Genomic DNA, 20,756 nt, shown 5'->3' with positions numbered 1-20,756 from the left:
TAGCAGAAGCCTCCACTCGGAACGCGTAGACTGCAGCGATCCCAGGCAAAACCGGCCGCGTATCCACGGCCGCCATCAATGAGAACACCCATGCCGCCCCACCCGCCAACCGGCCCCCTCGCCCCCACGGGCTTGCCATCCCAGGCCCCACAATCCGTAGCCCAGGCGCTTGCCCCGGACACCATCGGGATCAACCCCGATGCCAGCCAGGTGCTCTCGGTGTTCGATTTCGACGGCACCCTGACCCGCCATGACAGCTTCGTACCCTTTCTCAGGTTTGCCTTCGGCCACCGCCAGTTCAACCGGCGGATACTCGGCCTGGCCCTGCCCAGCCTGAGGTTCCTGGTGCGCCGGGTCGATCGCGACCAGCTCAAGGCGCAACTGATCAGCACCTTCCTCACAGGCGTCGAGGCCGCCTGGCTCCAGCAGCGGGCAGAAGCTTTCTGCCAGCAGGCCTGGAACCGACTGATGCGCCCGGCGGGCCTGCAGGCGGTGGCCCAGGAGCTGCGCTCAGGCGCCCTGGTAACCCTGTGCTCTGCCTCCCCGGCCCTGGTCCTGCAACCTTTCGCCACACGCCTGGGGATCAGCTTGATCGGCACCGAACTGGAGGTGGTCGACGGCATACTGAGCGGGCGTATCACCGGCAACAATTGCCGTTGCCAGAACAAGGTCCTGCGCCTGGAAAGCGTCTACGGTCCGCTGAGCCAGTATCGGCTCCGGGCCTGGGGCGATACCCGCGGCGACCGTGAGCTGCTGGCTGCAGCCCAGGACGCCCACTGGCGGCACTTTCACCCTTCCTGGCGGCGCGGGCAGCGAGCACGCTGAGACGCCGGCCAGCCTGCGGACGATAACGCCCTGGCAGCCACCAGCCAGAATCTGCTGGATACCCCAGAACCTGGCCGCCGCACAGCAACCCGCCGCACCCGCAGCATCGAACCAGGCGCCAGGGCTCAGTCAGCCGTAGCCCCCAGGCGCTGGCGCATGCTGGCACTGGCCGCGGGCCCCGCTTGCACCGTGCACGCCTGCAATGCCACCAACCGGCCGCTGGCGACCTCCGCCATCACTGGCTGTACCGCAAGCCCGGTTTCACGCTCGACAAGTTGCACGCTCTCACCTTCGGGAGCGTAGTGACGATTGCCCCAGGCCACGAAAGCCATGAGCACCACGCGAAAGTCCTCGCCCTTGGCCGTGGGCACATATTGATAGCGCAGAGGGCGCTGGCTGTAGGCCTCACGCACGAGCAACCCATCCTCCACCAGGGAATTGAGACGCCGGGTCAGCATGTTCGGGGCGATCTCCAGGCTGCGGGCAAACTCGTCGAAGCGCCGCAAGCCATGCAAGGCATCGCGCATTATCAAGATGCTCCACCACTCCCCCACCCGCTCCAGGCCTCGGGCAATCGGACACTCGGCGTCAATCAGACTCTTTCGTTGCATGGCTGGCTCCTGCACTGCACCTCGGTAATTATGGATTCGGATGTTACTTTCATGATGATAGTATCGTCCACGTTTCGTTGTTCCCCAATCACGTACGCTGAAGGAGCAGGATCCGCATGAGCAAACGCATCGTAGTCACCGGCATGGGCGCAATCACGCCACTGGGGTGTGGAGTCGAACAGGTATGGCGGCGCCTGCTGGCAGGCCAGTCCGGCATCCGCTCGTTACCGGAAGAACTCATCGGCGAGCTGTCGACCACCATCGGCGGCCAGGTGCCCGACTCGCTCCAGGACCCGGAGGCCGGCTTCGACCCGGACCAACTGCTGGCCCCCAAGGAACAGCGCAAGATGGATCGCTTCATCCTCTTCGCCCTGGCCGCGGCCGAAGAAGCCCTGACCCAGGCCGGCTGGAAGCCGGATACCGCAGAGGCCCAGGAGCGCACGGCCACCATCATCGCCTCCGGGGTGGGCGGCTTCCCGGCCATCGCCGAAGCGGTACGCACCACCGACAGCAAGGGCCCGCGACGCCTGTCGCCGTTCACCATTCCCTCGTTCCTGAGCAACATGGCCGCCGGGCACGTGTCGATCCGCCATGGTCTCAAGGGCCCCCTGGGCGCGCCGGTGACCGCCTGTGCCGCCGGGGTCCAGGCGATTGGCGATGCCGCGCGGATGATCCGCGCCGGGGAAATCGACATCGCTGTGTGTGGCGGTGCAGAGGCGGCCATCCACCGGGTCAGCCTGGGCGGCTTCGCCGCAGCCCGCGCCTTGTCCAGCGAATTCAACGACACCCCGGAACGCGCTTCCCGTCCGTTCGACCAGGCTCGGGATGGTTTTGTCATGGGTGAAGGCGCCGGCCTGCTGGTCATCGAGGAACTGGAACATGCTCTGGCCCGCGGCGCCCGGCCCATCGCCGAGCTGGTGGGCTACGGCACCAGCGCCGACGCCTACCACATGACGGCCGGCCCGGAAGACGGCGACGGCGCCCGTCGCGCCATGCAGCAGGCCCTGCGACAGGCCGGTATCCAGGCATCCCAGGTGCAGCACCTCAATGCCCACGCCACCTCCACCCCCGTGGGTGACAAAGGCGAGCTGGCTGCTATCAGAACGGTGTTCGGCACCGACAGTGGGCTGGCCATCAGCGCCACCAAATCCGCCACTGGCCACCTGCTGGGTGCGGCTGGAGGAATCGAGGCGATCTTCACCATCCTCGCCCTGCGCGATCAGATCGCCCCGGCCACCCTCAACCTGGAAAACCCGGACAGCGCCGCCGCAGGGCTGGACCTGGTCAGGGGGCAGGCTCGCCAACTGGCCATGCAATACGCACTGTCCAATGGCTTCGGCTTTGGCGGGGTGAATGCCAGCGTGCTGTTCAAGCGCTGGGAATAGCCCTTCGGGCCAGGGCTCCCTGCCGGGGTTTGAGTTGCGATTGGCTGAAACCCCGGCAGCCCCATCAGTTCAACACGTCATTCAGCACTTCGTAGATGACCCCGCTGGCAATGGCCACCAGGATCAGGTCCGTACCGGCCTGCCGCCACTCATACCCCTCATAGCGTGGCAGTTGTCCGAGCAGCCGACTGTCCAGCTTCTTGGCGATGCCTGGTGGAAGGGGCTTGCCACGGGCCAGATTCTTCTGGATACCGGGAGGTAACGCCGGTCCCGGGCTCCAGTAATCACGGTGCCCACCCAAGATGCCGAGCACGTTGCCACGATCGATGCTCGGGCCATGGCTCCAATCGTCAGCAGCAGGTTTCTTGCCCTTGCCGTGGCCCTCCCGGTTGCCCTGGCCACGATCATCCTGGGCACCCTGCTTGGAATGGCCTTGCCCCTTGCCCCCGCCCGGATCGGCCAGTACCAGGGGGGAAGCCGCAGCCAGGAACAGGCAGGCAAGAACGGTAACAAGCGGACGCGATGTGTGCATGGTGGTTCTCCTCAGGCAGCGATTGCCAGAATCAACTCTAGACGGCCTTTCTATCCTGGGGTCGCCCCCGCGCCTGAGCACGGATCGGCCCGCCCACTCACCTGCCCGTTCAGCCCAGCTGAACCTCGAGAATCAAAGGCTGCAACTGTACTGGTATTCAAAGGGGAACATCAGCGTATCCACCACCCCGGAAAACGGCGCATCCAGCGCCAGAAACGGCCAGAGCACGCCGTTGTTTTCCTTTGCCAGGGCCCAGTCCATGCGCACGCCGATATAGGGACAGGTGTAGGGAGTGGTTCGGGTCATCAATGCCGTGCACCCGCTCAGCCCCAGGGTCAGCACCAGCCACAACAGACTTCGCAACACGTAACGTCCTTATTACTTGCATCGGCAAGCACCATGGGTGCTGCATGACCAACGCTTCAGAGATCGAGATCAAGCCTTGTAGTCGCAATGGATCTGCAGGCTTTCGGTAGGGTTGCGATGAATCTGAAAACCGCACTGCCCCAGGGTGGCCTTGACCTCCTCCACTACCGCCGAGTAACGCGCCTTGCGCTGTTCCTGGCGGGCCGGCGAGGTAAACACACCCAAGGGCAGAAAGCGCAAGCGCTTGCCATCGAGGACGATGGACACGTCGACATGAGTGCCGTCCACGTCATGGCCATTGGAGCCGAAAATATCCTCCAGCTCCTGCTTTCGCCGCGGGTAACACAGGCAGAAAAGCCGGATGCCCAGCCAGCGCGACAGGGTTCTGAAAAACCCCAGGCAACTGCTCTTGGGTTCGTAACCCCGGGTTACCAGCAGTTGCACGGAGCGAGGCAGTCTCGACTGGACCTCAAGCAGTTGGGCGAAGACCCGGGCATCTATCGAGACCTCTGAAGACGGCCAGCGTGGCCCTATCCTCAAGCCCTGGTGCTCACCCTTTGTCAAAATCAGCATGCAGATCAAATCTGGTTTCTAGGCGGACCAGAATGGTACACAGAGCGGCCCCTGAGCGCTGGAAAATCGCTGTATAAAAAACCCGCTCGCCGGCGCAACTCCCCCCTTTTCTCCCCGTGACAGCCCACCGACGGTTTAGTTAAACTGCTAGTGGCTCATAGCCATTACTCTTCATCACAGTGACCGCAGGGGCTGTATGTACGACTTAACGAATCTGGTCATTGTCGATAGCCGCTTCGGCTTGAACGTCTTGCAGGTCACCGCGGACCTGGTTGCCGGCGCACTGGAAGAACTGCTGCAAAATTGCGCAAGCGGCGCGAACATCACCCAGAAACTGGATTACTCCATCCTGAGCATCTACCAGGACAAGCTTGAATCGGCCATCCGCGATATGAGCCTCCCGGTCCTCCCCATGCTCAGTGCGGCCGACAGCCTTTGCTGACAAGCCGCCAACAGGGGATGGCCGGGCTGAGGTTTCCTGGCAACGCCTGAGCAAACCCTTTACATTGCCCGCCGGCCCCCCCCTCTTGATTAAGGACAGATCAACATGAAGCTTGTTTACGCCCTCTCACTTGCAGCGCTGGCCCTGGTTGGATGCGACAAGAAACCCGAGCCGGTGGCAACCGGCCAGGCAGGCGCTGCCGCCCAGTGCTTCAAGGACACCGATTGCAAGGGTGATCGGATCTGCGAGACCGGCAAGTGTGTATCGCCACAGGCGGCTCCTGCCCTCGGCGAGCGCCCCGCCCCGACAGTCGCCACCCAACCGGCCCCCGAAGCGCCCCGGGTCAGCTACGTACCGCTGATCATCAGCGGCGACGACATCGGTGGCGTATTCACCACCAGCACCCGCGAAATGGGCGGTTCGGCCATCAACTATGTATCCCGCGCCGGTGTCGTCAACGTGATGGACTACGTGGTTGAAGACCCGGACCTCACAGGATACGTCGCCGTCGAGAAAGCCTATGCCTTCGGTGGCAAGTATCTGCTGGTGGTCTCCACCGGAGAAGGTGGCGCCAGCTGCCCCGCCACCACCTACGCCTTCACCTTTGACAGTGCCTCGGAATCGGTGACCGGCAAGATGGAAATCAACAACTGCTCGGAGCTGGTCGAAAGCCTGGCCGATGGCAACAAGCTGATCGTCAAGAAAGAAGACGTACAGCACGTTTTCTACAATGGCGATGTGAAGTAGGACCTGCACGGCTGGCTGGCCAACCTGGTGCGCTGAGAGGGCTGCTCCCCCCTCTCAGCGCCGGAGCGCGTACGTCAGCCAGCACTCGCTTTCGATAGCGAGCGACCTGTTACAGACATCACCCTGGGAATGTTCAGGAAATTCCCGCGTAGGAAGCCCATTTCGTCATGTCTTGAAGGGATATGTTCCCACCACAGACGACAAGGCCAATAACCGCGTCGGCAGGCAGCCTGGGCGCGGTGGCAATGACCGCGGGCACAAGCGCGCCAGAAGCCAGCTCAACCCATTGCCTTGCCCCTTGCGCAAAGGACAGCATGCCCTTGATCGCCTCTTCGTCAGGGACCACAACCATGTCTTCGACATAGTGGCGAGCGTGGGCAAACATCAGCTCGTCGATGATCGGAACGCCAAGGGTGGAGACGATCGAACTGACGTCGATATCCACCGGCCTGCCCGCCTGCAAGGCCTGGCTCATGGAGTGTGCGCCGGCGGTCTCTACGCCCCAAACCCGGATCCCGGGCTTGATTGCCTTCAAGGCCGTGGCCACCCCCGCCAGCATCGCCCCGCCGCCGACCGCGACAAACACGTCGGTCAGGGACGGGCAGTCGGCAATGAACTCAAGGGCCAGTGTTCCATGCCCCTCGGCAATCAGCGTGTCGGCGCAATCGTCGATCACCACATAGCCCTCTGCCTCCAGGGCCTTTGCCCGGGCAAAGGCGGCGTGCACATCCGGCTCGACAATGACCGTACTGCCGGAGGCGCGAATGCGTTCGACCGACGAAGACGGCGCGCTCTGGGGCATGATCACCGTCACCCTGGCGCCGAAGCGCTTGGCCGCCTCGCCGATGGCAATGCCGAAGTTACCCCCACTGACGGCGACGAAGTGGCTATCGCCCAGCCCCTCCTGCAACGCCGAGAACTTGTTGAGTACCCCGCGGGCCTTGAATGAACCACCGGCCTGCAGGTTTTCAAGCTTGAGAAAGACAGGTCGTTCAACCATGCCTGCCAGCATTGAGCTTTCCACCGTCGGCGTACGAACTACCGATCCATCTATCCGCTGCGCTGCTGCAACGATGGATTTGAAATCAATCAGCTGAGTCATCTGGGGCCAATATCCTTGGTCTGAATGTGTGCAGGACTCCCAACGTCCGTGCCTGGCCAGCTTCGCCAGCCGCGATGAACGCTACAGGACAAACCGGGGAATGCGCCACCTATTCAAGAGATACGGACAGCCGATGAGCAACCTGGAGCAGCTCATGGATCATCGCTGCAAAAACAGCGTCGCCCAATGGTAGGCTACCGGCCCTCCACCACCAGGAAGCCTTCCCTGTGACGCCCATCATCTGCGCCAACGAGTTCGACATCTGTGTTTCCATGCCTGACTTCGTCTCCTGGGCGCAGGACGAGCCTGTTCCCAACGCCGATCTGGCAGCGGCATTGAACACCTTGGGAATCGCTCTCGACATTCGCAAGCTGTACACCAGCTACTTCGACGAAACCCCGGTTGGCGCTGGCGACGTCCACATTTATCCGGGTACCGAAAGTGCAAGCCTGCTGGTCATCGATCTCTACCGAGACCCCACCGACCAACTGGATATCGTCAGTATTTCGTTGAAGATAGAACCTCTGCTGCTGCCCTTGGCCCTGCCTCATCTGCGAGGCTTTTTTGATGCTGCCGAGTGCCAGGTCGCCTTCAGGCAGTCCAGCCATTCACAGCAGTTGCGCGCGCTGATCGATGAAACCCGATACCCCGCCCCAGCCGATGAAAACGGCTATCGGCAGCAGCTGATTGCCCATCTTTGAAGAACCGGCCACAGGCGCTTCGGCACCTGCCGATCAGGCCCAAGGCAGAAGCAGGCCCGACCTGGGCCGGGCCTGCCATTGGCAACTAGCTCAAGGGCATTCGCAGGTGGACGGACCGAATACCGGGCCGCTGCACGGATCTTCGGACGGGCCGAACACCGGGCAAGAAGCCTGGGCCGTCAGGGTGAAGCCCCACAGCAGCAATACCGCCAACATCACTTTTTTCATTTGCGACCTCCTGGTCAGTCATCCAGTCACCCATGCCCCCTGACGAGGGCACGGACATTCATCAAGGGCATTCGCAGACCGTAGGCCCGAGCACCGGGCCAGCGCACGGATCCTCTCCCGGCCCCAGCACCGCGCAGTCGGCTTGCACCGTCAGCGAAAACATCCACAGCAGCAGCGAAGCCGCCAGCATTTTCCTTTTCAACCTGACCTCCTTGGTCGAGACCTCGATAGTGTTCTGTGCCCTGCTCCGTCACCAGAGGCGGACACAGGCCCCCTGTATGGCATGACGCAGGCTCAGTCCGCGCGCCCTGCCGCCGGGCCCGAGACAGCAAAGACCACTGCCGGCGATTGCGCCAGTGTGGCGTGTTGTCGCGCCTGTATGGCCGGCGCAAATCAGCGCACGGCGGCTCTTCAGCACAATCTTGCGCTGGCCATGCCGATATTTTTCAGATTATCTTTTGCCGAAAATCCAGGAACACAAGGAATCTGTGTCATGCCTTCACTCAAGCTCGTATGCCTTGCCCTCACGGTTCTGACCATCAGCGCCTGTGCCATCCCAACAGCCAAGACCGAACCCAACGACGTCGAGATCGCCGCCCAGAAACTGGTGGGGCAGCCGGCCAAGAATGCGTTTCAACTGTTCGGCAGGCCCGACCAGGGCATGGGGCCTTCTTCCTACGGCAGTGGAGGTTTCTACCTGTGGAACCGGGTGCAGACCCATACCACGCCAGAGAAGGTCTTCGTGCAGACCGGCGTTGAGTACGTCGGCCAGAAGGAGACCTGGGTAGGCATTGGCGGAGGCGGAGTCGGCGGTATGATGCCGGTGGGGAGCGAAGCGGTCTATCGCAAGACCGGGTATGAGGAAAACCGGACAGTGCTCGATTACTTCTGCAGCATCACCCTGTACACCGATAGCCAGAACATCATCACCGATGCCAGCGTAATCGACTGCAACAGCAAGAAGTGATCGGGTGATCCAGCTAAACAGGGCCGCCACCCACTCTTGTGCAACCAGGGTTCACCCCGGGTGGCCGGCCCGCACCCCTTAGCTGATATCATTCGGCAACTTACCCGCCGAGTCGCACACATGAATCGCCGCAAGAAAATCAACCAACTGCTGAAGGCCAACGCCAGGAAGGCCAGCGCCAAACTGGCACCGAAGAAGAAGTGCACCTACATCAGCAAGGCCGATCGCTTGAAGCTGGCGGCTGAAGCCGTTCAAGACCCGGTCATCGCACCCGAAAGCTGATCCAGCCCCCTCAACAGCCTTGGCCGCCGTAGCACACTGCCCCCTCCCTTAGCGGCCCTGGTCTTTACCTGAATTCACCCTGCCCCCTCGGGCCTGAGCGCTCCATCGACCTCCTGCGGCCTGCCCTGGGATAGCTGCCCGCCGTAGTTTCCGCGGCCCTGCTCGATAGCAGCAATACGCCATTAGCACATTTGCCCTAATCGACCCACGACGCCCGGCGCACCTATATTTCTACCCTTGAGCGGCCCACCTGCTGCCACGAACAAAAAAACTCGAGGAGCGCCCTCTGGTCATGGCAGCCACTCACCAGAGTCCGCCCTGCCCATCGCCCGATACAGCCCCTGAGCTTGGCCACTCACCGTCTTGCCAACGGACTGAGTTGATTTTTCTTCACCCGCAAGCACCGCCTCCAGGTGCCCACAACAGCAAAGGATTGTTGCCCTATGCTCACCTCCCTCAGACCCTGGCTGCCCGCCTTGCTGCTGTGCAGCCCGCTGGCTGCACAAGCGGAAAGTGCCCCGGCCGGCGACTTCTGGATGATTCATCACCAGGGCAGCCTCAACAAGAACGAAGCCTTCATCGTCGACGGTGAACCTTCCAACATCTTCCTGCGCAAGGGCGGTGTCCGTTCGCTGGGCGTCTATCAGCTCTACGAAGAAGGCGGCAAGCCAACGATGACCGCGTATGACGTCGAAGTCGACTGCGCGAAGAACCGGGTGCGCCTGAACGGCGCGCAGAACTACAGCAAGTTCTTCAACGACTTGCGCCCGAAGAAGGTTTCCACTCAATGGCAAAAGCAGCCCGAGCCCTGGATAGCTCAGACCCGGGACTTCCTCTGTCATCCGGAGCAGCGCCAGGCGAAGCAGATGTATCCGCTCGGCAAGATGCCTACCTCGCAGATGATTTCGGCCGCTCCGGGGCTGTTCCAGTTAATGAATCACGAGCACACCAAGACGGCCATCCTGAAGATCGTCGACCAGGCATTCGATCAGATGCCCGCCAAATGAACGCACTATTTATGGAGAACGTGCGATGAAAAGACTGCTCGCACTGGGAATAGCCGCCATCCTGCTCAGCGGATGCTCGGCCATTCCGACCCTGCCCGAAGCCCAGGCCCGCAACTACTGGAAGAACCGCCCGGTTGGCGAGGCGATCGAGCACTTTGGCGTCCCCAACCAAGTCGCCACCGCCCCCGAAAAGGACTGGGTGGTACTGATCTATAAACGCGACACCTCGTACACCTCACGCGAAGCGCTCGGCACCTACACCGGCCCACAGAACGGCCAACTGGTACACGCTGAATACTGGGGCGACGTGACCAACTCAGCCAGCTGCGAAATCCGCGTCGCCATCAACCGCGCCAGGCAAGTGGACTACCTGCTGACTCGAGGCCGATGTGCCGGCATAAAGCTCAAGCCAGAAGCCTGACCCTCCACGACCTCGACCCGGGTGGCCAGAGCCACGCGGGGCCAGGGGTCTGCTCCTAGCCCATGGCCAACCTCCATAGCGGCGGCACCAGCCGATCTACTAGGCGGTATAGCTCGCGTGGCATCGAACAACCATTCCAAATTTGACCTGTCGCCACTGCTACAGCACTATCCGCCTGCCGAAAAACGTGTAGGGGTCGTGCTCGATGGCAGGGCGGCGAATTACGCTGCCACGAGCTACTCCCGCAGGTTCAAATGGCGGGCTACCGGCTGATCAATCTGCAGTCACCCCCGGACAGCGCAGGGGAGGCTCGCAAGACCCAAGGTTGGCTTGGCCAGTGTCGCCTTGCCCGGCACGGTAGCGGGCGAACACTGCAAATGATTGTTGGGAGCTGTACGTGGGCGACAGTTACCTGGCAACAGTTTTTATGACAAGTTGAGCCCCCTAGGCCCCAGGGTGTTCACGTACTAATCATTTATTCACGGTGCCTGGAGTCCGGGCATTTAGTGCCGAGGTATTTATGGGATTGCTTGATAGAGATTTTAGGTTGGACAGTGGTGAACGACTCACCGCATTGCACCCGGATGCACTCCCGCCCGATGCCATCGCTCGCTATGAATTCGCACGCGAGGTCCTCGCCGACCTGCCGGGGCCGCTGCTGGGCGCCGATATCTTTTGTGGCAATGGCTATGGCACTCATCTGCTGGCGCAATCCCTGCCCTGCTTCATGCACGGCATCGACGGCTCGGCCGAGTCCATTGACCTGGCTAACCGCAATTATGTCGATTTGAACGTACTGTTCAGCCAGAAATTTTTTCCGTTTTCACTGCCAGCCAACCACTTTGATTTCATTGTGTCGATCGAGTCCATTGAGCACGTCGAGCAGGGCGAAGCGTTCTTTGGGCTGATGGTCCATGCATTGAAGCCCGGCGGCCGATTGATTATCTCCGCACCCAACTCACAGGTTGTGGACCTGAGCAAAAACCCCTACGCGTGGCACTACAAGCACTACACCGTGGAAGAGTTCCTGAGCTTGGGCGAACGGCATGGCCTGACCCTGATGACCTGGCTGGGGGCCGACTGCACGTTGGTCAATCCAAGTAGCGGAAAGGTGGTCTCGGGCAATTACTACAGCCCCCATAGCGGTGCTTTGACCGCAGGCCGTATCGGCGATACGCAAACTTTTTACTTCCAGAAACCACAGTGAGCCCGGCATGACTGTTCGCAAGAAACTCTACTTTATCGGTTGGGATTACAGTACGCCGCGATCAGTGCCCTTCAAGCGCGCGTTGCAGGATCGGGACTTCCCTTGGGAACCGGTGGCGTTGGTGCACGACAAGGTACTGATTGATGCCGTTGATGGCATTCAACTGATGACCACTGAAGACTTCCTGGCGCAATGCATTCCGGGACAGACGACGGCCCTGCTGTTTTCTCACGATGAGCAGCAACGCAGTCTGTGGCAACGCCGTGGCCGTGACCACGGTATTCAATGGGTCGACCAGGGCGAGTTGCTGATGGACTACGCCGCGCTGTTGAGCGACAGCGGGCGATCCCGGGATCTGGGGACGATGATCCTGCCGCAGACATTCGACTCGGCAGCCCGTGACGCACTCAGGGCTTTTTGCGGGTGCTGGCCTGACGCGAAGTCCAACCAGACCTTCGAGGCGTATCTGAGCTTTCTTGATACCGGGTTGGCCACTCGGCTGTCCGAGGTCATGCAGCCCCTGAGTGAGCATCCGTTTTATCAGGCTGCCGCTCAAAGGCAGTCCATGCAGCCTTGCGAAACTGAAAACACCCTGGTTTGGGAGATCGCACCCAAGCGTACGGCCTTTCTTGAGCAAGCCGTATTGCAGTCCCCGAGCAAGCGCGTCAATTACGCATTCTCTGCCATGAATGCCGCAGACATTGCCGGCGAGGCTGCCAGGCTTAAATTGCTACTGCAGGGCCTGGGTATTTCACCTGCTGCGTCCTCCGTTCACAGCGAGGGTGGGGAGCTGTTCCAGACAGGCGTCGACGGCTTCGATTTGCCGGATATCGCGGCGCCGCGCAAATGGCTGCATCTGCAGGTTGATGATCCCGCCACCCTGCTACAAGCGCTGTCTCAGCACACTCGCGAGTTGCTGGCACATGTGCGAGTAGGTCTGCGCCCGACGCAACTGCTTAAATTGCTGGAGCGTCATCCCATCGAAAGAATGACATTGATCTGCGATAGGCCTGGCCCACTGGGATTACAGGTGACAATCAATATAAAGGGGCTGTGAGCGAACTCCCCGCTCTGTGCAAATCATCCACGGGTCGACAGTCACTATGGCTGTAATCGTCCGACCTGATCCCAACGCTCAGGGCAATGGTGTCCACCTATTGAAGTGGGCACCATTTAGCCTGATTCAGACATACCTGACGGCTATTAATGAATGCTCAACGCTATCGCGCAGAGGGTTCAACGTACTGCTCACCGGCTATCATTCGAAAAGCGTTGTTCGCATTGGCCGTCTTATGGGGCACGACACGAGCACACTCATCACTGCTTGAGCAAATCACTCGGTTTCCAGCTCTGGTCAAAGAATGCCTGCTTGGGCCCGTAAAGCCGCACGATCACTAGGAAGCCCTTGTCCGGTACGGTCTTGATCCAGTTCTTGCCCTCACCCGGAGATTTCGGGCCAAAGTAGATGTCGGTAGAGCCGTCGCTGTTCTGCACCGGCTTATCCATCTGACTGAGAGACGGCAACGGCTGGCCGTTGTCCAGGCCCGAGGCGGTCAGGTTGTCGTAGGCGGTCACCGACCAGAACAACGCCGCGGGTACATTTGCCGGCAGGTTGAGCTTGTAGGTCTGGGCACCGTCGAGGAACTTGCCGTCGGCATCACGGGTGGTCGCGGGATACTTGGCACCGGCACCGACCATGTTCATGTCGTCCCCTCCCTGCCTCTACCTGCGCAGGTCGTTATGGGCCTGCGAAGTCGAATTCGCACAGCGTTCAGAGTTCGATATGTGAGGTGAATCACAGCGTATTCTTGCTCTTTGCGCATGCCATCGGACCGGCCTTCCTAAATATTGCGCTCTACCCTCAAACCATTAATATTGCTGTTCAACATCCCCTGCCAACGCCCATCAAGGATTGATACATGAAACTGTTCCGGCAGCGCTCTGCCCTACCCGTCGCGTTGCTCCTCGCTCTTTCCCTCTCCTCCGGTTGCGTCTCCGATCTCGATTCGGGTGCCTACGGCAGCATGGACGATCCGCGCTACGCGCAGCTGTTGGATCAGGTGGACGCAGCACTCAAGGCGAACATGGCGGTGGTACTGGTGGCGGACGTGATGCCGCACAAGTCGCTGAGCGATGCGCTGACCATGACTCAATGGACGCCGACGGTGATCTGGGAATACGAGAAGGATCCGAAGGTGACCTTCGGCCGCAAGTTCCAGACCAACGCGCTGCAGAGGCCGCCTGGCGAAACCTATCTGTTCAAGGCCTTCGAGGTGCACATCCTGCCACCGGGCAAATACTTGCTGACCGGCGGCGACGACTACCAGATCCACGGCTTGCTCGACCAGGTCGGCGCCCGCAGCGGCCCACCCGGTTCGGGCCATGGCGCCAACGGGACTGCCTACCTGTCCCCCGAGCTGTATCGCGAGTACTACAGGGAAGAGGTTTGGAAGGACGCTACCTATGGCAGCGAGACCAAGACCGAAACTGTCTGTACCGCCGTGCTCAGGGCTTCGGGTGCCTGCGTGAGCTGGGGTGAACAGCAATATACCCAGACGACGGCGGGCTCCCCGGGCGGCTATTACCAGCAGACCGATTCTCGCGACGTTCCCGCGATCAAGGTCCAGGCGCGCCTGCCGGTCGACAAGGCGCTTGCCAGTTTCACCATCCAGGGCGGCCAATTGCTGCTGGCCCCACGCATGCACCTGAAGACCCCTGGCTACAAGTACCAGCAGTCGAAGTGCCGGGCGATCGACCCGAAGAAAATCGAGTGCCCTCTCGACAACCTGACCGTCTACACCTGGCCGGCGCCCATGAGCTTTACGCAGAATCTCATCGAGCAGCGCAACCTGAGCGAGAAGCACCGGCAGTTGCTGTCCAGGCTCCAGCCCATGCAAATCACGCCGCTGGGCAAGCAAGGCATGGAAGATCCCATCTGGGGCGTGCCGTTGTCACTGGCCAAGTAAGACAAGTCCGAGGGTATGGCCGTCTCATCGAATACCGTGTTGAGCATGCGCTCGGGGGCCTGTTTGCCTGAATTCGGCACGCCCCCGGTGCAGGCCCTGCCACGCCGATGGAGCCGACTGCCCACTTGCCCCTCCTGGCAATTGGAATACTGCGATGAATAGACGTGTCCCCGCCCTGATTTTCTTGTCCGCCTTGCTGGCCGCATGCGGCCCCAACAAAATTGTCTACGACCTGCCTTCACCCAGCGGGAAATATCACGTGCAAGTACGCCAGTGCCCTCAAAGCGGATCCATCACATGGAGCGAGAAGCTCCAGGTCTCGGTACTGGAATCCGGCGTATCGGCAGCCTGCCAATCTGCGGAGCAAGCCTTGGCTCAGTTCGACGCCAATGCGGCCGCAAGCCAGCTCCAGCTCGAATGGATTTCAGATACTGAACTCAGGGCCTGGCTGCCAGGCTTCAACGTCGACTACGGGCCATCATCGGCAACCTACAAACACGACAATCCGGTCAAGGTGATCTTCTCGCCCAGATAATGAGCCGTGGGGTTGCGAGGTATCGACTTACGAAGTTGCAAGGCAGCTAAATAGCTGCCCTCGGAAAACACTAGACTACGAAACACCCGTCGAACGATTTAGCCAATCTGTTGCATCGACCGGTTGAATCCACCGCCAGAAGCGGTCACCGCATAAACTCGGCGCACGCGAACCGGCAAACCGGAACGCCTGCGGTGTCTACGCTCTGGAAAAAGACTCAGTTGCCCAAGCACTTTAACAATAGGGCCAACACCCAGTCTTCTTGCGAGGTCAATGCCGTGCTAATCTCCTCGCATCTCCCATTCAGAGACAGCAGGTTGCCAGCCAGTACTTCTCCACTGGACATGCACATATCCAAAACAATACTAAAAACCCCGTTACCTACCTGCTTGCTTTCAAAAACAAGCTCAACCTCTTTAGGGAAGATCGTCACGTAGACGAAGAGTATTCCATTCGCGTATGTGTAGTGACCATGGTTTCTTTTGAGTAAAACATTCTGGCTTTTCGAAGCCTTCACATAAACATTATCTAAAAACCTTTGAAGGATGAGCAAAGGCTCTGGCTTTTCAGTGCTCATTGGGTTTCCTTGCGAGCGATAGACTTCAACACGCCATTCTAACCAACATCGACGGCGCCCGAGCTGCACGATGCGCAGGGGCGGCCATCTGCGGGTCATTGCCATCTGTGATGAGTAGTTGTTCTTAGCTATCTGCTTACCAGCCCAGGGCCTCGCCCCCCCATAACACCCAGCTCGCCAAATGCAACCAGGGTAGGGAGAATAGGACCTCGAACCCCTACCTGAATCTGCACTGACCGCTTTCGGCCGATTGCTGCTGCACGATAAGAGTAAAAGATGGAGCTGTATGATGATTGATAGCCTGGAGGTTCAAGAGTTCGATTACCTTGAACAGGCGTTACTTGAAGCGAGCGTGCCTTTCAGTGAAATAACACGTCAGTACGCACGCTATTTGCTCAGTCTGATCGACGGCGGTGTACTTGCTAGCATTTCCACCCCTAAGTTGAAAGTGCTGATTCCATATATCGAAAAAAGCATCCAGCGAGAACCTATAGAAAGCGATGGGGATCTCCGGAGAAGGCTTGTACTAGAACTCTGGACGGTAGAGCAACAGCACCGTAAATCAGATGAAGACTTTGCGAACCTCATACGCTGTGTACTTTTTTGCTTTGCAACAGAAGAGTGCTGGATAGAGGAAGGTACTGGGGACGCGACGCCTATCTATCTTTATTTTCTGACTCTAAAAAAAATACTACCTGGCACAAGAAAAGCCTTTATTAGAAGTTTTCAAGGTTTTATTGCAGCCAACGGGAAATACACGCTTCACGAATAGATTGGCCCGGCCAGGCATCTTTAGATTCACTGCGCTGAAACGCCGCCAGACGGGCCCTGGCGGGCCGAAACTCTCGAAACCTCCCCAAAGGCGGGTTCGGCCACATGATCCAAAGCACTGAAACTGTTACGCCCGGTCATGCCACGACATCCACATACATTTGATGGAGCAGCCTGCGGCGAACCTCTGGACCGGATGCTGGGGCAGAACGATGGTTTCCTCGAACACGCCGGGATGTTCGCCATTCCTCGCGGTATATCTTAAAATGCGCGGTTGCCGAAGAACCGTCATGACCATAGCCATGAAAGGCTTCCATTCTTTACAGACAAGTGTGGTCAAGATGAACAAGCCTTTCATTACACTGTGCCCTGAAATTACTCGGGCGCACGCGCTGACATTGATGGATTGGTTGGAGGATGAGCGCGTTACCTGCTATTTGAGCGATTCGCGTCACGTCTCCCGCTCCATCGAGCAAGTCATCGATCGGACTCAATTGCCGATCCTGACCCATCTATTCAACCGGGACGGCCGGTTCTTCATGGCCTATGACCGGCATGACGCTCCGGTGGGCTTTGTCCGTCTGGTCAAGACCGGCTCCAATTGCGAGATAGTCCTGGTCATCGGAGACAGCGACAAATGGGGCCGGAACCTGGGCGCACGCACCATTCGCGAAGGCATGAAACTGGCCTTCCTCGACATGCGGGCCGAGAAGCTCATCGCCAAGATCCACCCGGACAACACGCGCTCGCTGAAAGCCTTTCAGCGCAGCGGCTTTGTGCTTGAAAGCGAAACGCCGACATTGAAATCATTTTCCATGACGGCCGAGCGCTATCTCCAGTTCTTGCGCGAAGGTACCGTTGTCGACTCCACTGAGATCTACATCACTGAAATCGACAAGGCCAGGCTCGAGAGCCTGATCGTGTTCGAGCAAGGCCCGACGATTGTTGAACTCGAACATGAGCTTGAGCGAGCCATTGTCGTCAAGCCGCAGCAGGTGGCGCGCAACGTCATCACGATGAACTCCAGGGCCTTGCTGCAACTGGACGACGAAGAGATCGAAGTGGCCTTGGTCTACCCTGAAGACGCGGACAGCACCGCAGGGAAGCATTCGGTGTATTCCGATATAGGCGCCGCCATCCTTGGCTATCAGGAGGGGGACACCATCGACTGGCGAATCTCTGATCGCACCCGCCGGATTGAAATCAGGAAAGTGCTTTACCAGCCGGAGGCTGCGGGGGATTTCCACCTGTAAGTGCGCCCTTTGCTTGGCGTTCGACCATCAAGCGCGAGGACTCCCCAAAGGAGAGTGCCGCGCTTTTCGTGCCTGAGCGGCCCGTTGCTTTGGTCAAAAGCAGGAGGCGGTAGAACAGGTCTAGCCGGCTATCGATGTTGATGACTCAACCAAAGATAAAATAAGCCGCCGCCGCGATCAGTCCCACACTCAACGAAACAAACGACACAAAAGACACCCATTGAAATGCCTTGGTGGTCTCCACCGTAGTGGAGAACGCCATGGGCACAAACGTTAGCGGATTGACCACGCCACCAAACATCACCAACGCAACGACCCAGTCGGGAAGCTGAGGATTGGCAAGCGCGGTGACCGCCATCACCGTCCCCATGATGATCCAGTCCAGATGCGCCTGCCGCACGCGCATCGGGTTGACCACACCTAGGGCACGGAGCTTGGCTGGGTAGTCGACGGAAGCCAGAACGGCAAAGCCGGAGAGTGCACCCAACATGATGGATAAGAGCGCTGTAGCCAAAAGTACATGAACCATGAGTTAGCCTTAATGATTCCGGGCCGGCCTATGCACGGCCACCCGGAATATAGGGTTGAGGAGATACTCAGTCGTCGCGCAGCGTTAAACCGGTACGTACGCGTCGATCAATCAAGAGCTCGAAGACATCCGGGCGCAAGTAATGACCTGCCACATCGAGGTCATGGTGCTGGGCATCGATCTGCGCAAGGTCGATGGTTGCCAGGACAATTCCAGGTTCCCCAAAGAGCGGTGCCGTCACCCAGGAACCATCTGGAGCGATCACACCAGATCCACCATTGAACAGTAAACGCTCCTCCAGTCCGTTGCCGCCAACCCCAAGGCGGTAAGCCGTCAGTAACTCGGCTGGCACATCAGCAACGTTCAGGTACTGGCCAGCGCAAAGCACAAAACAGCGCCCTTCGAACGCATAGGAACGGGCAGCAACATGGTGCATTTCCGTCATGTCCGGCCATGCCGCCACATGAATCTGTTCGTCTTGTGCATGCAGGGCCTGGCGCGCCAGCGGGTGCCAGTGCTCCCAGCACACCAGCCCTCCCACGCGACCAACCGCGGTATCGACCACCCGTAGACCTGCGGCATCACCGTTGGCCCATACCGTGCGTTCGGTATGGGTGGGCGTCAGTTTGCGGTGCACATTTAAAATGGTCCCCTCCGGGCCAATAGTGACTAGAGAGTTGTAGAGCGAGCCGCCGTGGCGCCGAGAGCGCTCGTTCATACCCATCACCACGGTGACTGCGTTAACACGCGCAGCCTCGCGAAGCACCGCAAGGTCATCGTCCATGTCGTCAGGCTGGCCAATAACCGGGCTGTCCGCCAGTAGCTTGGCGTACCAGAACTTGGCTTGCGCATCGTCCCAGCCCGCCATTCCAAATATCCATGCGGGGTAACAGCTCAACCACGTTTCCGGGAATACCACGAGTTGCGCCTCCTTGAGCGCAGCACTCTTGATATGTTCGGCTGCCAGGCGCATCGATTCGGCTCGATCAAGAAGAGCCGCAGGCATTTGCACAATAGCGACTGTTTTTTCGCATTTGCTGATCATCTAAAAACCTTTTTCTGATGGTCGTTTATCGGTGAGTGTTCAGCCGGCAATACCTTCAAGCACGAGCTGACTTTGGCGTTGCGCTGCGATCTCCGATGAGCGTTCGAGGTTGCGCGCCAACCCGAAATACAGGCCGCCGGAAATCAACAAGCCGGGGATGAATGCGATATCCGCACCGCCCAGTGCCGCAGCTACCGGGCCAACGAAAAACGGAAGAGAGAAGAACGGCACCATTGCAACAAAACCAACCAGATAGGCCAGTACACCCCGCCAGGCCCAGCGGCCATATACGCCGTGCGGATTGAATATTTCGGCGATGGCGTATTCGCCTTTGCGAATCGCATAAAAGTCGACGAGATTGACCGCCGTCCATGGGATGAGGAAGTACAGCATGAGCAGTACAAAGCCATTGAAGCTGGCCATATAGGCATCCGGTAGCGCCAAAGCGATCACCAGTGACAGCAGGCCCACTACACTCAGGCCGATCACTCTCACGCGGACACCGGGGCGTACTGGCCGGAAGCCGTCCACCGCGCTGATTCCAGTTAGCATGGCGCCATAGCTATTTATGCCGGTGACCGACAACTGCGCGACGGCCCCCACTAACGCGACGAATATGCCAAAGCCAGGGAAGAAATAATTACCGGTTTGCACCAGCGAAACGATGCCATCGGCGCCCGGTATATAGCTGGACAACACCGCCCCCAGCGACATCAGCCATATCGCCGAAGCAGTCGCGCCCAAGTACGTCCAGAAGATCAGCCTGGGGCTGGACGAGTCTTGAGGCAGGTAGCGCGAATAATCGGAGACATACACCGAATAGCTGATGTTGTACCCCGCAGCAAGTGACAACTGCACGAGAAACGCAGTGGTGTTCCAACCCGAGCTCACCGGTATTGGAGCTGCCGCTGGCAGTGCAGTAACAGCCATCAATGTCACGATGCCAAACACGGCAATTAGCAGATACGTGAGCCAACGTTGCACAAAGTGCAGCAGGTCATATCCCACCAGTGCAATCACGATGCTGATCGCAATTAACGTGGGGTACCAAAACCACGTCGAGCCCGGCAGAACCAGCTGTATGGCCTGAGTGACCAAAATGACGCCGAATACTATAAAACCGATGTAAACAAAGATGGTCGCCGCAAACGGCACAATGGCACCCCGGCTACCGAATTGCGCACGAGACTGAATCATCTGCGGCAAGCCCATCTTCGGGCCCTGGTTGGCGTGCAAGGCCATGAACACGGTGCCAAAGCCAGCACCTATTGCAATCGCCAGTACACTCCACATTATGCTGAGCCCCATGCTTGGCCCAACAAAACCGACCATCATGGTGAGAAACACAAAGTTGCCGGTAAACCAGAACGGGCCTTGGTGCCAGACCTTACCGTGCCGCTCTGCACGAGGCACATAATCGATTGAGCGAGCTTCAATGGCGGGCCTGCTCGATCCGCTACTTCGTTGAGTTGCCATACCGCACTCCGTAATCGTTATTTTTGTTCTGGGTGAAGTTTTGCTTGTGTGGGCCGCGGCAGTGGCTCCCCTCGCCGCAACACTGCCGACCAGCAGCACCGCGAGTATCGGAAGAAAAAAATGGCTGGTAAATCCTGCAGTACGGAACCTGACTTACTCGAAATCGCAACTAAAAAACGGCCTCTTTCGGTGCGGTTCAATCGCATTG

26 protein-coding genes and 1 pseudogene are annotated in these 20,756 nt (G+C 59.2%); 15 read left to right on the top strand and 12 right to left on the bottom strand.

Annotated elements, in window-relative coordinates:
- Window positions 1-90 precede the first annotated feature (90 nt).
- The gene (locus ABCR88_RS12945) at window positions 91-825 is read left to right on the top strand and encodes an HAD family hydrolase (protein WP_325984820.1); all 735 of its coding nucleotides are present in this window, start codon (window positions 91-93) and stop codon (window positions 823-825) included.
- A 125-nt stretch (window positions 826-950) separates the two neighbouring features.
- On the opposite strand, the gene ABCR88_RS12940 is transcribed toward ABCR88_RS12945, so the two are convergent.
- A complete protein-coding gene (locus ABCR88_RS12940) occupies window positions 951-1,436 on the bottom strand; it encodes a helix-turn-helix domain-containing protein (RefSeq protein ID WP_123473498.1) in 486 nt (161 codons plus the stop codon).
- Window positions 1,437-1,552: 116 nt separating this feature from the next.
- Here ABCR88_RS12940 and fabF point away from each other — a divergent pair, with 116 nt between their 5' ends.
- Window positions 1,553-2,821 (top strand): beta-ketoacyl-ACP synthase II, encoded by a 1,269-nt coding sequence (gene fabF, locus ABCR88_RS12935; RefSeq protein ID WP_325984821.1) that lies wholly within the window; start codon window positions 1,553-1,555, stop codon window positions 2,819-2,821.
- A 64-nt stretch (window positions 2,822-2,885) separates the two neighbouring features.
- On the opposite strand, the gene ABCR88_RS12930 is transcribed toward fabF, so the two are convergent.
- The 3 genes from ABCR88_RS12930 to ABCR88_RS12920 form a co-directional block, all read right to left on the bottom strand.
- A complete protein-coding gene (locus tag ABCR88_RS12930) occupies window positions 2,886-3,353 on the bottom strand; it encodes an anti-virulence regulator CigR family protein (RefSeq protein ID WP_093403564.1) in 468 nt (155 codons plus the stop codon).
- A 132-nt stretch (window positions 3,354-3,485) separates the two neighbouring features.
- Window positions 3,486-3,719: a YceK/YidQ family lipoprotein gene (locus ABCR88_RS12925; RefSeq protein WP_041118625.1), complete on the bottom strand. Its 234-nt coding sequence runs from the start codon at window positions 3,717-3,719 to the stop codon at window positions 3,486-3,488.
- 69 nt (window positions 3,720-3,788) lie between these two features.
- Window positions 3,789-4,292 (bottom strand): hypothetical protein, encoded by a 504-nt coding sequence (locus tag ABCR88_RS12920; RefSeq protein WP_041120670.1) that lies wholly within the window; start codon window positions 4,290-4,292, stop codon window positions 3,789-3,791.
- Between the two features lie 196 nt (window positions 4,293-4,488).
- On the opposite strand from ABCR88_RS12920, the gene ABCR88_RS12915 reads away from it, so the two are divergent.
- Window positions 4,489-4,734, top strand: a complete 246-nt coding sequence (locus ABCR88_RS12915; protein ID WP_041118626.1) for a hypothetical protein — start codon at window positions 4,489-4,491, stop codon at window positions 4,732-4,734.
- Window positions 4,735-4,839: 105 nt separating this feature from the next.
- Window positions 4,840-5,481: a hypothetical protein gene (locus ABCR88_RS12910; RefSeq protein ID WP_015635915.1), complete on the top strand. Its 642-nt coding sequence runs from the start codon at window positions 4,840-4,842 to the stop codon at window positions 5,479-5,481.
- Between the two features lie 133 nt (window positions 5,482-5,614).
- Here the strand turns inward: ABCR88_RS12910 and ABCR88_RS12905 are convergent, their stop codons facing one another.
- Window positions 5,615-6,583, bottom strand: coding sequence for a pyridoxal-phosphate dependent enzyme (locus ABCR88_RS12905; protein WP_041118627.1), 969 nt, complete (start codon window positions 6,581-6,583; stop codon window positions 5,615-5,617).
- Between the two features lie 227 nt (window positions 6,584-6,810).
- On the opposite strand from ABCR88_RS12905, the gene ABCR88_RS12900 reads away from it, so the two are divergent.
- Entirely contained in the window at window positions 6,811-7,284 is a 474-nt protein-coding gene (locus tag ABCR88_RS12900) for a hypothetical protein (RefSeq protein WP_041118628.1), read from the top strand.
- 90 nt (window positions 7,285-7,374) lie between these two features.
- Here ABCR88_RS12900 and ABCR88_RS12895 read toward each other — a convergent pair whose 3' ends face one another.
- Both ABCR88_RS12895 and ABCR88_RS12890 read right to left on the bottom strand, forming a co-directional pair.
- Window positions 7,375-7,512, bottom strand: coding sequence for a hypothetical protein (locus tag ABCR88_RS12895; protein WP_011061723.1), 138 nt, complete (start codon window positions 7,510-7,512; stop codon window positions 7,375-7,377).
- 61 nt (window positions 7,513-7,573) lie between these two features.
- Window positions 7,574-7,714: a hypothetical protein gene (locus ABCR88_RS12890; protein WP_155494418.1), complete on the bottom strand. Its 141-nt coding sequence runs from the start codon at window positions 7,712-7,714 to the stop codon at window positions 7,574-7,576.
- 291 nt (window positions 7,715-8,005) lie between these two features.
- On the opposite strand from ABCR88_RS12890, the gene ABCR88_RS12885 reads away from it, so the two are divergent.
- From ABCR88_RS12885 to ABCR88_RS12860, 6 genes are all read left to right on the top strand, one after another.
- On the top strand, window positions 8,006-8,479 hold the full coding sequence (locus ABCR88_RS12885) for a hypothetical protein (RefSeq protein ID WP_015635918.1): 474 nt from the start codon (window positions 8,006-8,008) through the stop codon (window positions 8,477-8,479).
- A gap of 120 nt (window positions 8,480-8,599) precedes the next feature.
- Window positions 8,600-8,761 carry a DUF2986 domain-containing protein gene (locus ABCR88_RS12880; RefSeq protein ID WP_070100297.1) on the top strand — a complete coding sequence of 54 codons (162 nt, stop codon included), beginning with the start codon at window positions 8,600-8,602 and terminating at the stop codon, window positions 8,759-8,761.
- A 443-nt stretch (window positions 8,762-9,204) separates the two neighbouring features.
- Window positions 9,205-9,768, top strand: a complete 564-nt coding sequence (locus ABCR88_RS12875; RefSeq protein ID WP_011061726.1) for a hypothetical protein — start codon at window positions 9,205-9,207, stop codon at window positions 9,766-9,768.
- Window positions 9,769-9,793: 25 nt separating this feature from the next.
- Window positions 9,794-10,189 (top strand): hypothetical protein, encoded by a 396-nt coding sequence (locus ABCR88_RS12870; protein WP_011061727.1) that lies wholly within the window; start codon window positions 9,794-9,796, stop codon window positions 10,187-10,189.
- Window positions 10,190-10,709: 520 nt separating this feature from the next.
- Window positions 10,710-11,396, top strand: a complete 687-nt coding sequence (locus tag ABCR88_RS12865; RefSeq protein ID WP_011061728.1) for a class I SAM-dependent methyltransferase — start codon at window positions 10,710-10,712, stop codon at window positions 11,394-11,396.
- 7 nt (window positions 11,397-11,403) lie between these two features.
- On the top strand, window positions 11,404-12,453 hold the full coding sequence (locus tag ABCR88_RS12860; protein WP_041118629.1) for a hypothetical protein: 1,050 nt from the start codon (window positions 11,404-11,406) through the stop codon (window positions 12,451-12,453).
- A gap of 260 nt (window positions 12,454-12,713) precedes the next feature.
- Here ABCR88_RS12860 and ABCR88_RS12855 read toward each other — a convergent pair.
- Window positions 12,714-13,100 (bottom strand): annotated as a pseudogene (locus ABCR88_RS12855) (DUF1214 domain-containing protein); the annotation flags it as partial.
- A gap of 215 nt (window positions 13,101-13,315) precedes the next feature.
- On the opposite strand from ABCR88_RS12855, the gene ABCR88_RS12850 reads away from it, so the two are divergent.
- Both ABCR88_RS12850 and ABCR88_RS12845 read left to right on the top strand, forming a co-directional pair.
- On the top strand, window positions 13,316-14,362 hold the full coding sequence (locus ABCR88_RS12850) for a hypothetical protein (protein ID WP_041118631.1): 1,047 nt from the start codon (window positions 13,316-13,318) through the stop codon (window positions 14,360-14,362).
- 154 nt (window positions 14,363-14,516) lie between these two features.
- On the top strand, window positions 14,517-14,897 hold the full coding sequence (locus ABCR88_RS12845) for a hypothetical protein (RefSeq protein WP_041118632.1): 381 nt from the start codon (window positions 14,517-14,519) through the stop codon (window positions 14,895-14,897).
- A gap of 217 nt (window positions 14,898-15,114) precedes the next feature.
- On the opposite strand, the gene ABCR88_RS12840 is transcribed toward ABCR88_RS12845, so the two are convergent.
- Entirely contained in the window at window positions 15,115-15,474 is a 360-nt protein-coding gene (locus ABCR88_RS12840) for a hypothetical protein (protein WP_041118633.1), read from the bottom strand.
- 289 nt (window positions 15,475-15,763) lie between these two features.
- Here ABCR88_RS12840 and ABCR88_RS12835 point away from each other — a divergent pair, with 289 nt between their 5' ends.
- Together ABCR88_RS12835 and ABCR88_RS12830 are read left to right on the top strand one after the other, a co-directional pair.
- A complete protein-coding gene (locus ABCR88_RS12835) occupies window positions 15,764-16,246 on the top strand; it encodes a hypothetical protein (protein WP_325984822.1) in 483 nt (160 codons plus the stop codon).
- Between the two features lie 289 nt (window positions 16,247-16,535).
- Complete coding sequence (locus ABCR88_RS12830) at window positions 16,536-17,498, top strand: GNAT family N-acetyltransferase (RefSeq protein ID WP_350404679.1); 963 nt, start codon at window positions 16,536-16,538, stop codon at window positions 17,496-17,498.
- A gap of 145 nt (window positions 17,499-17,643) precedes the next feature.
- On the opposite strand, the gene ABCR88_RS12825 is transcribed toward ABCR88_RS12830, so the two are convergent.
- The 3 genes from ABCR88_RS12825 to ABCR88_RS12815 all read right to left on the bottom strand — a co-directional run bounded on the left by ABCR88_RS12825 (window position 17,644) and on the right by ABCR88_RS12815 (window position 20,548).
- Window positions 17,644-18,027: a hypothetical protein gene (locus ABCR88_RS12825; RefSeq protein ID WP_011061741.1), complete on the bottom strand. Its 384-nt coding sequence runs from the start codon at window positions 18,025-18,027 to the stop codon at window positions 17,644-17,646.
- 67 nt (window positions 18,028-18,094) lie between these two features.
- Window positions 18,095-19,072, bottom strand: coding sequence for a carbon-nitrogen hydrolase family protein (locus tag ABCR88_RS12820; RefSeq protein ID WP_325984824.1), 978 nt, complete (start codon window positions 19,070-19,072; stop codon window positions 18,095-18,097).
- 39 nt (window positions 19,073-19,111) lie between these two features.
- The gene (locus ABCR88_RS12815) at window positions 19,112-20,548 is read right to left on the bottom strand and encodes a cytosine permease (protein ID WP_325984825.1); all 1,437 of its coding nucleotides are present in this window, start codon (window positions 20,546-20,548) and stop codon (window positions 19,112-19,114) included.
- Between the last annotated feature and the right edge of the window lie 208 nt (window positions 20,549-20,756).

The organism is Pseudomonas sp. W17 (assembly GCF_040268305.1).
GTDB lineage: Bacteria > Pseudomonadota > Gammaproteobacteria > Pseudomonadales > Pseudomonadaceae > Aquipseudomonas > Aquipseudomonas protegens.
The sequence above is the reverse complement of the archived record's forward strand: the minus strand, read 5'-3'. Positions and strand labels throughout refer to the sequence as shown.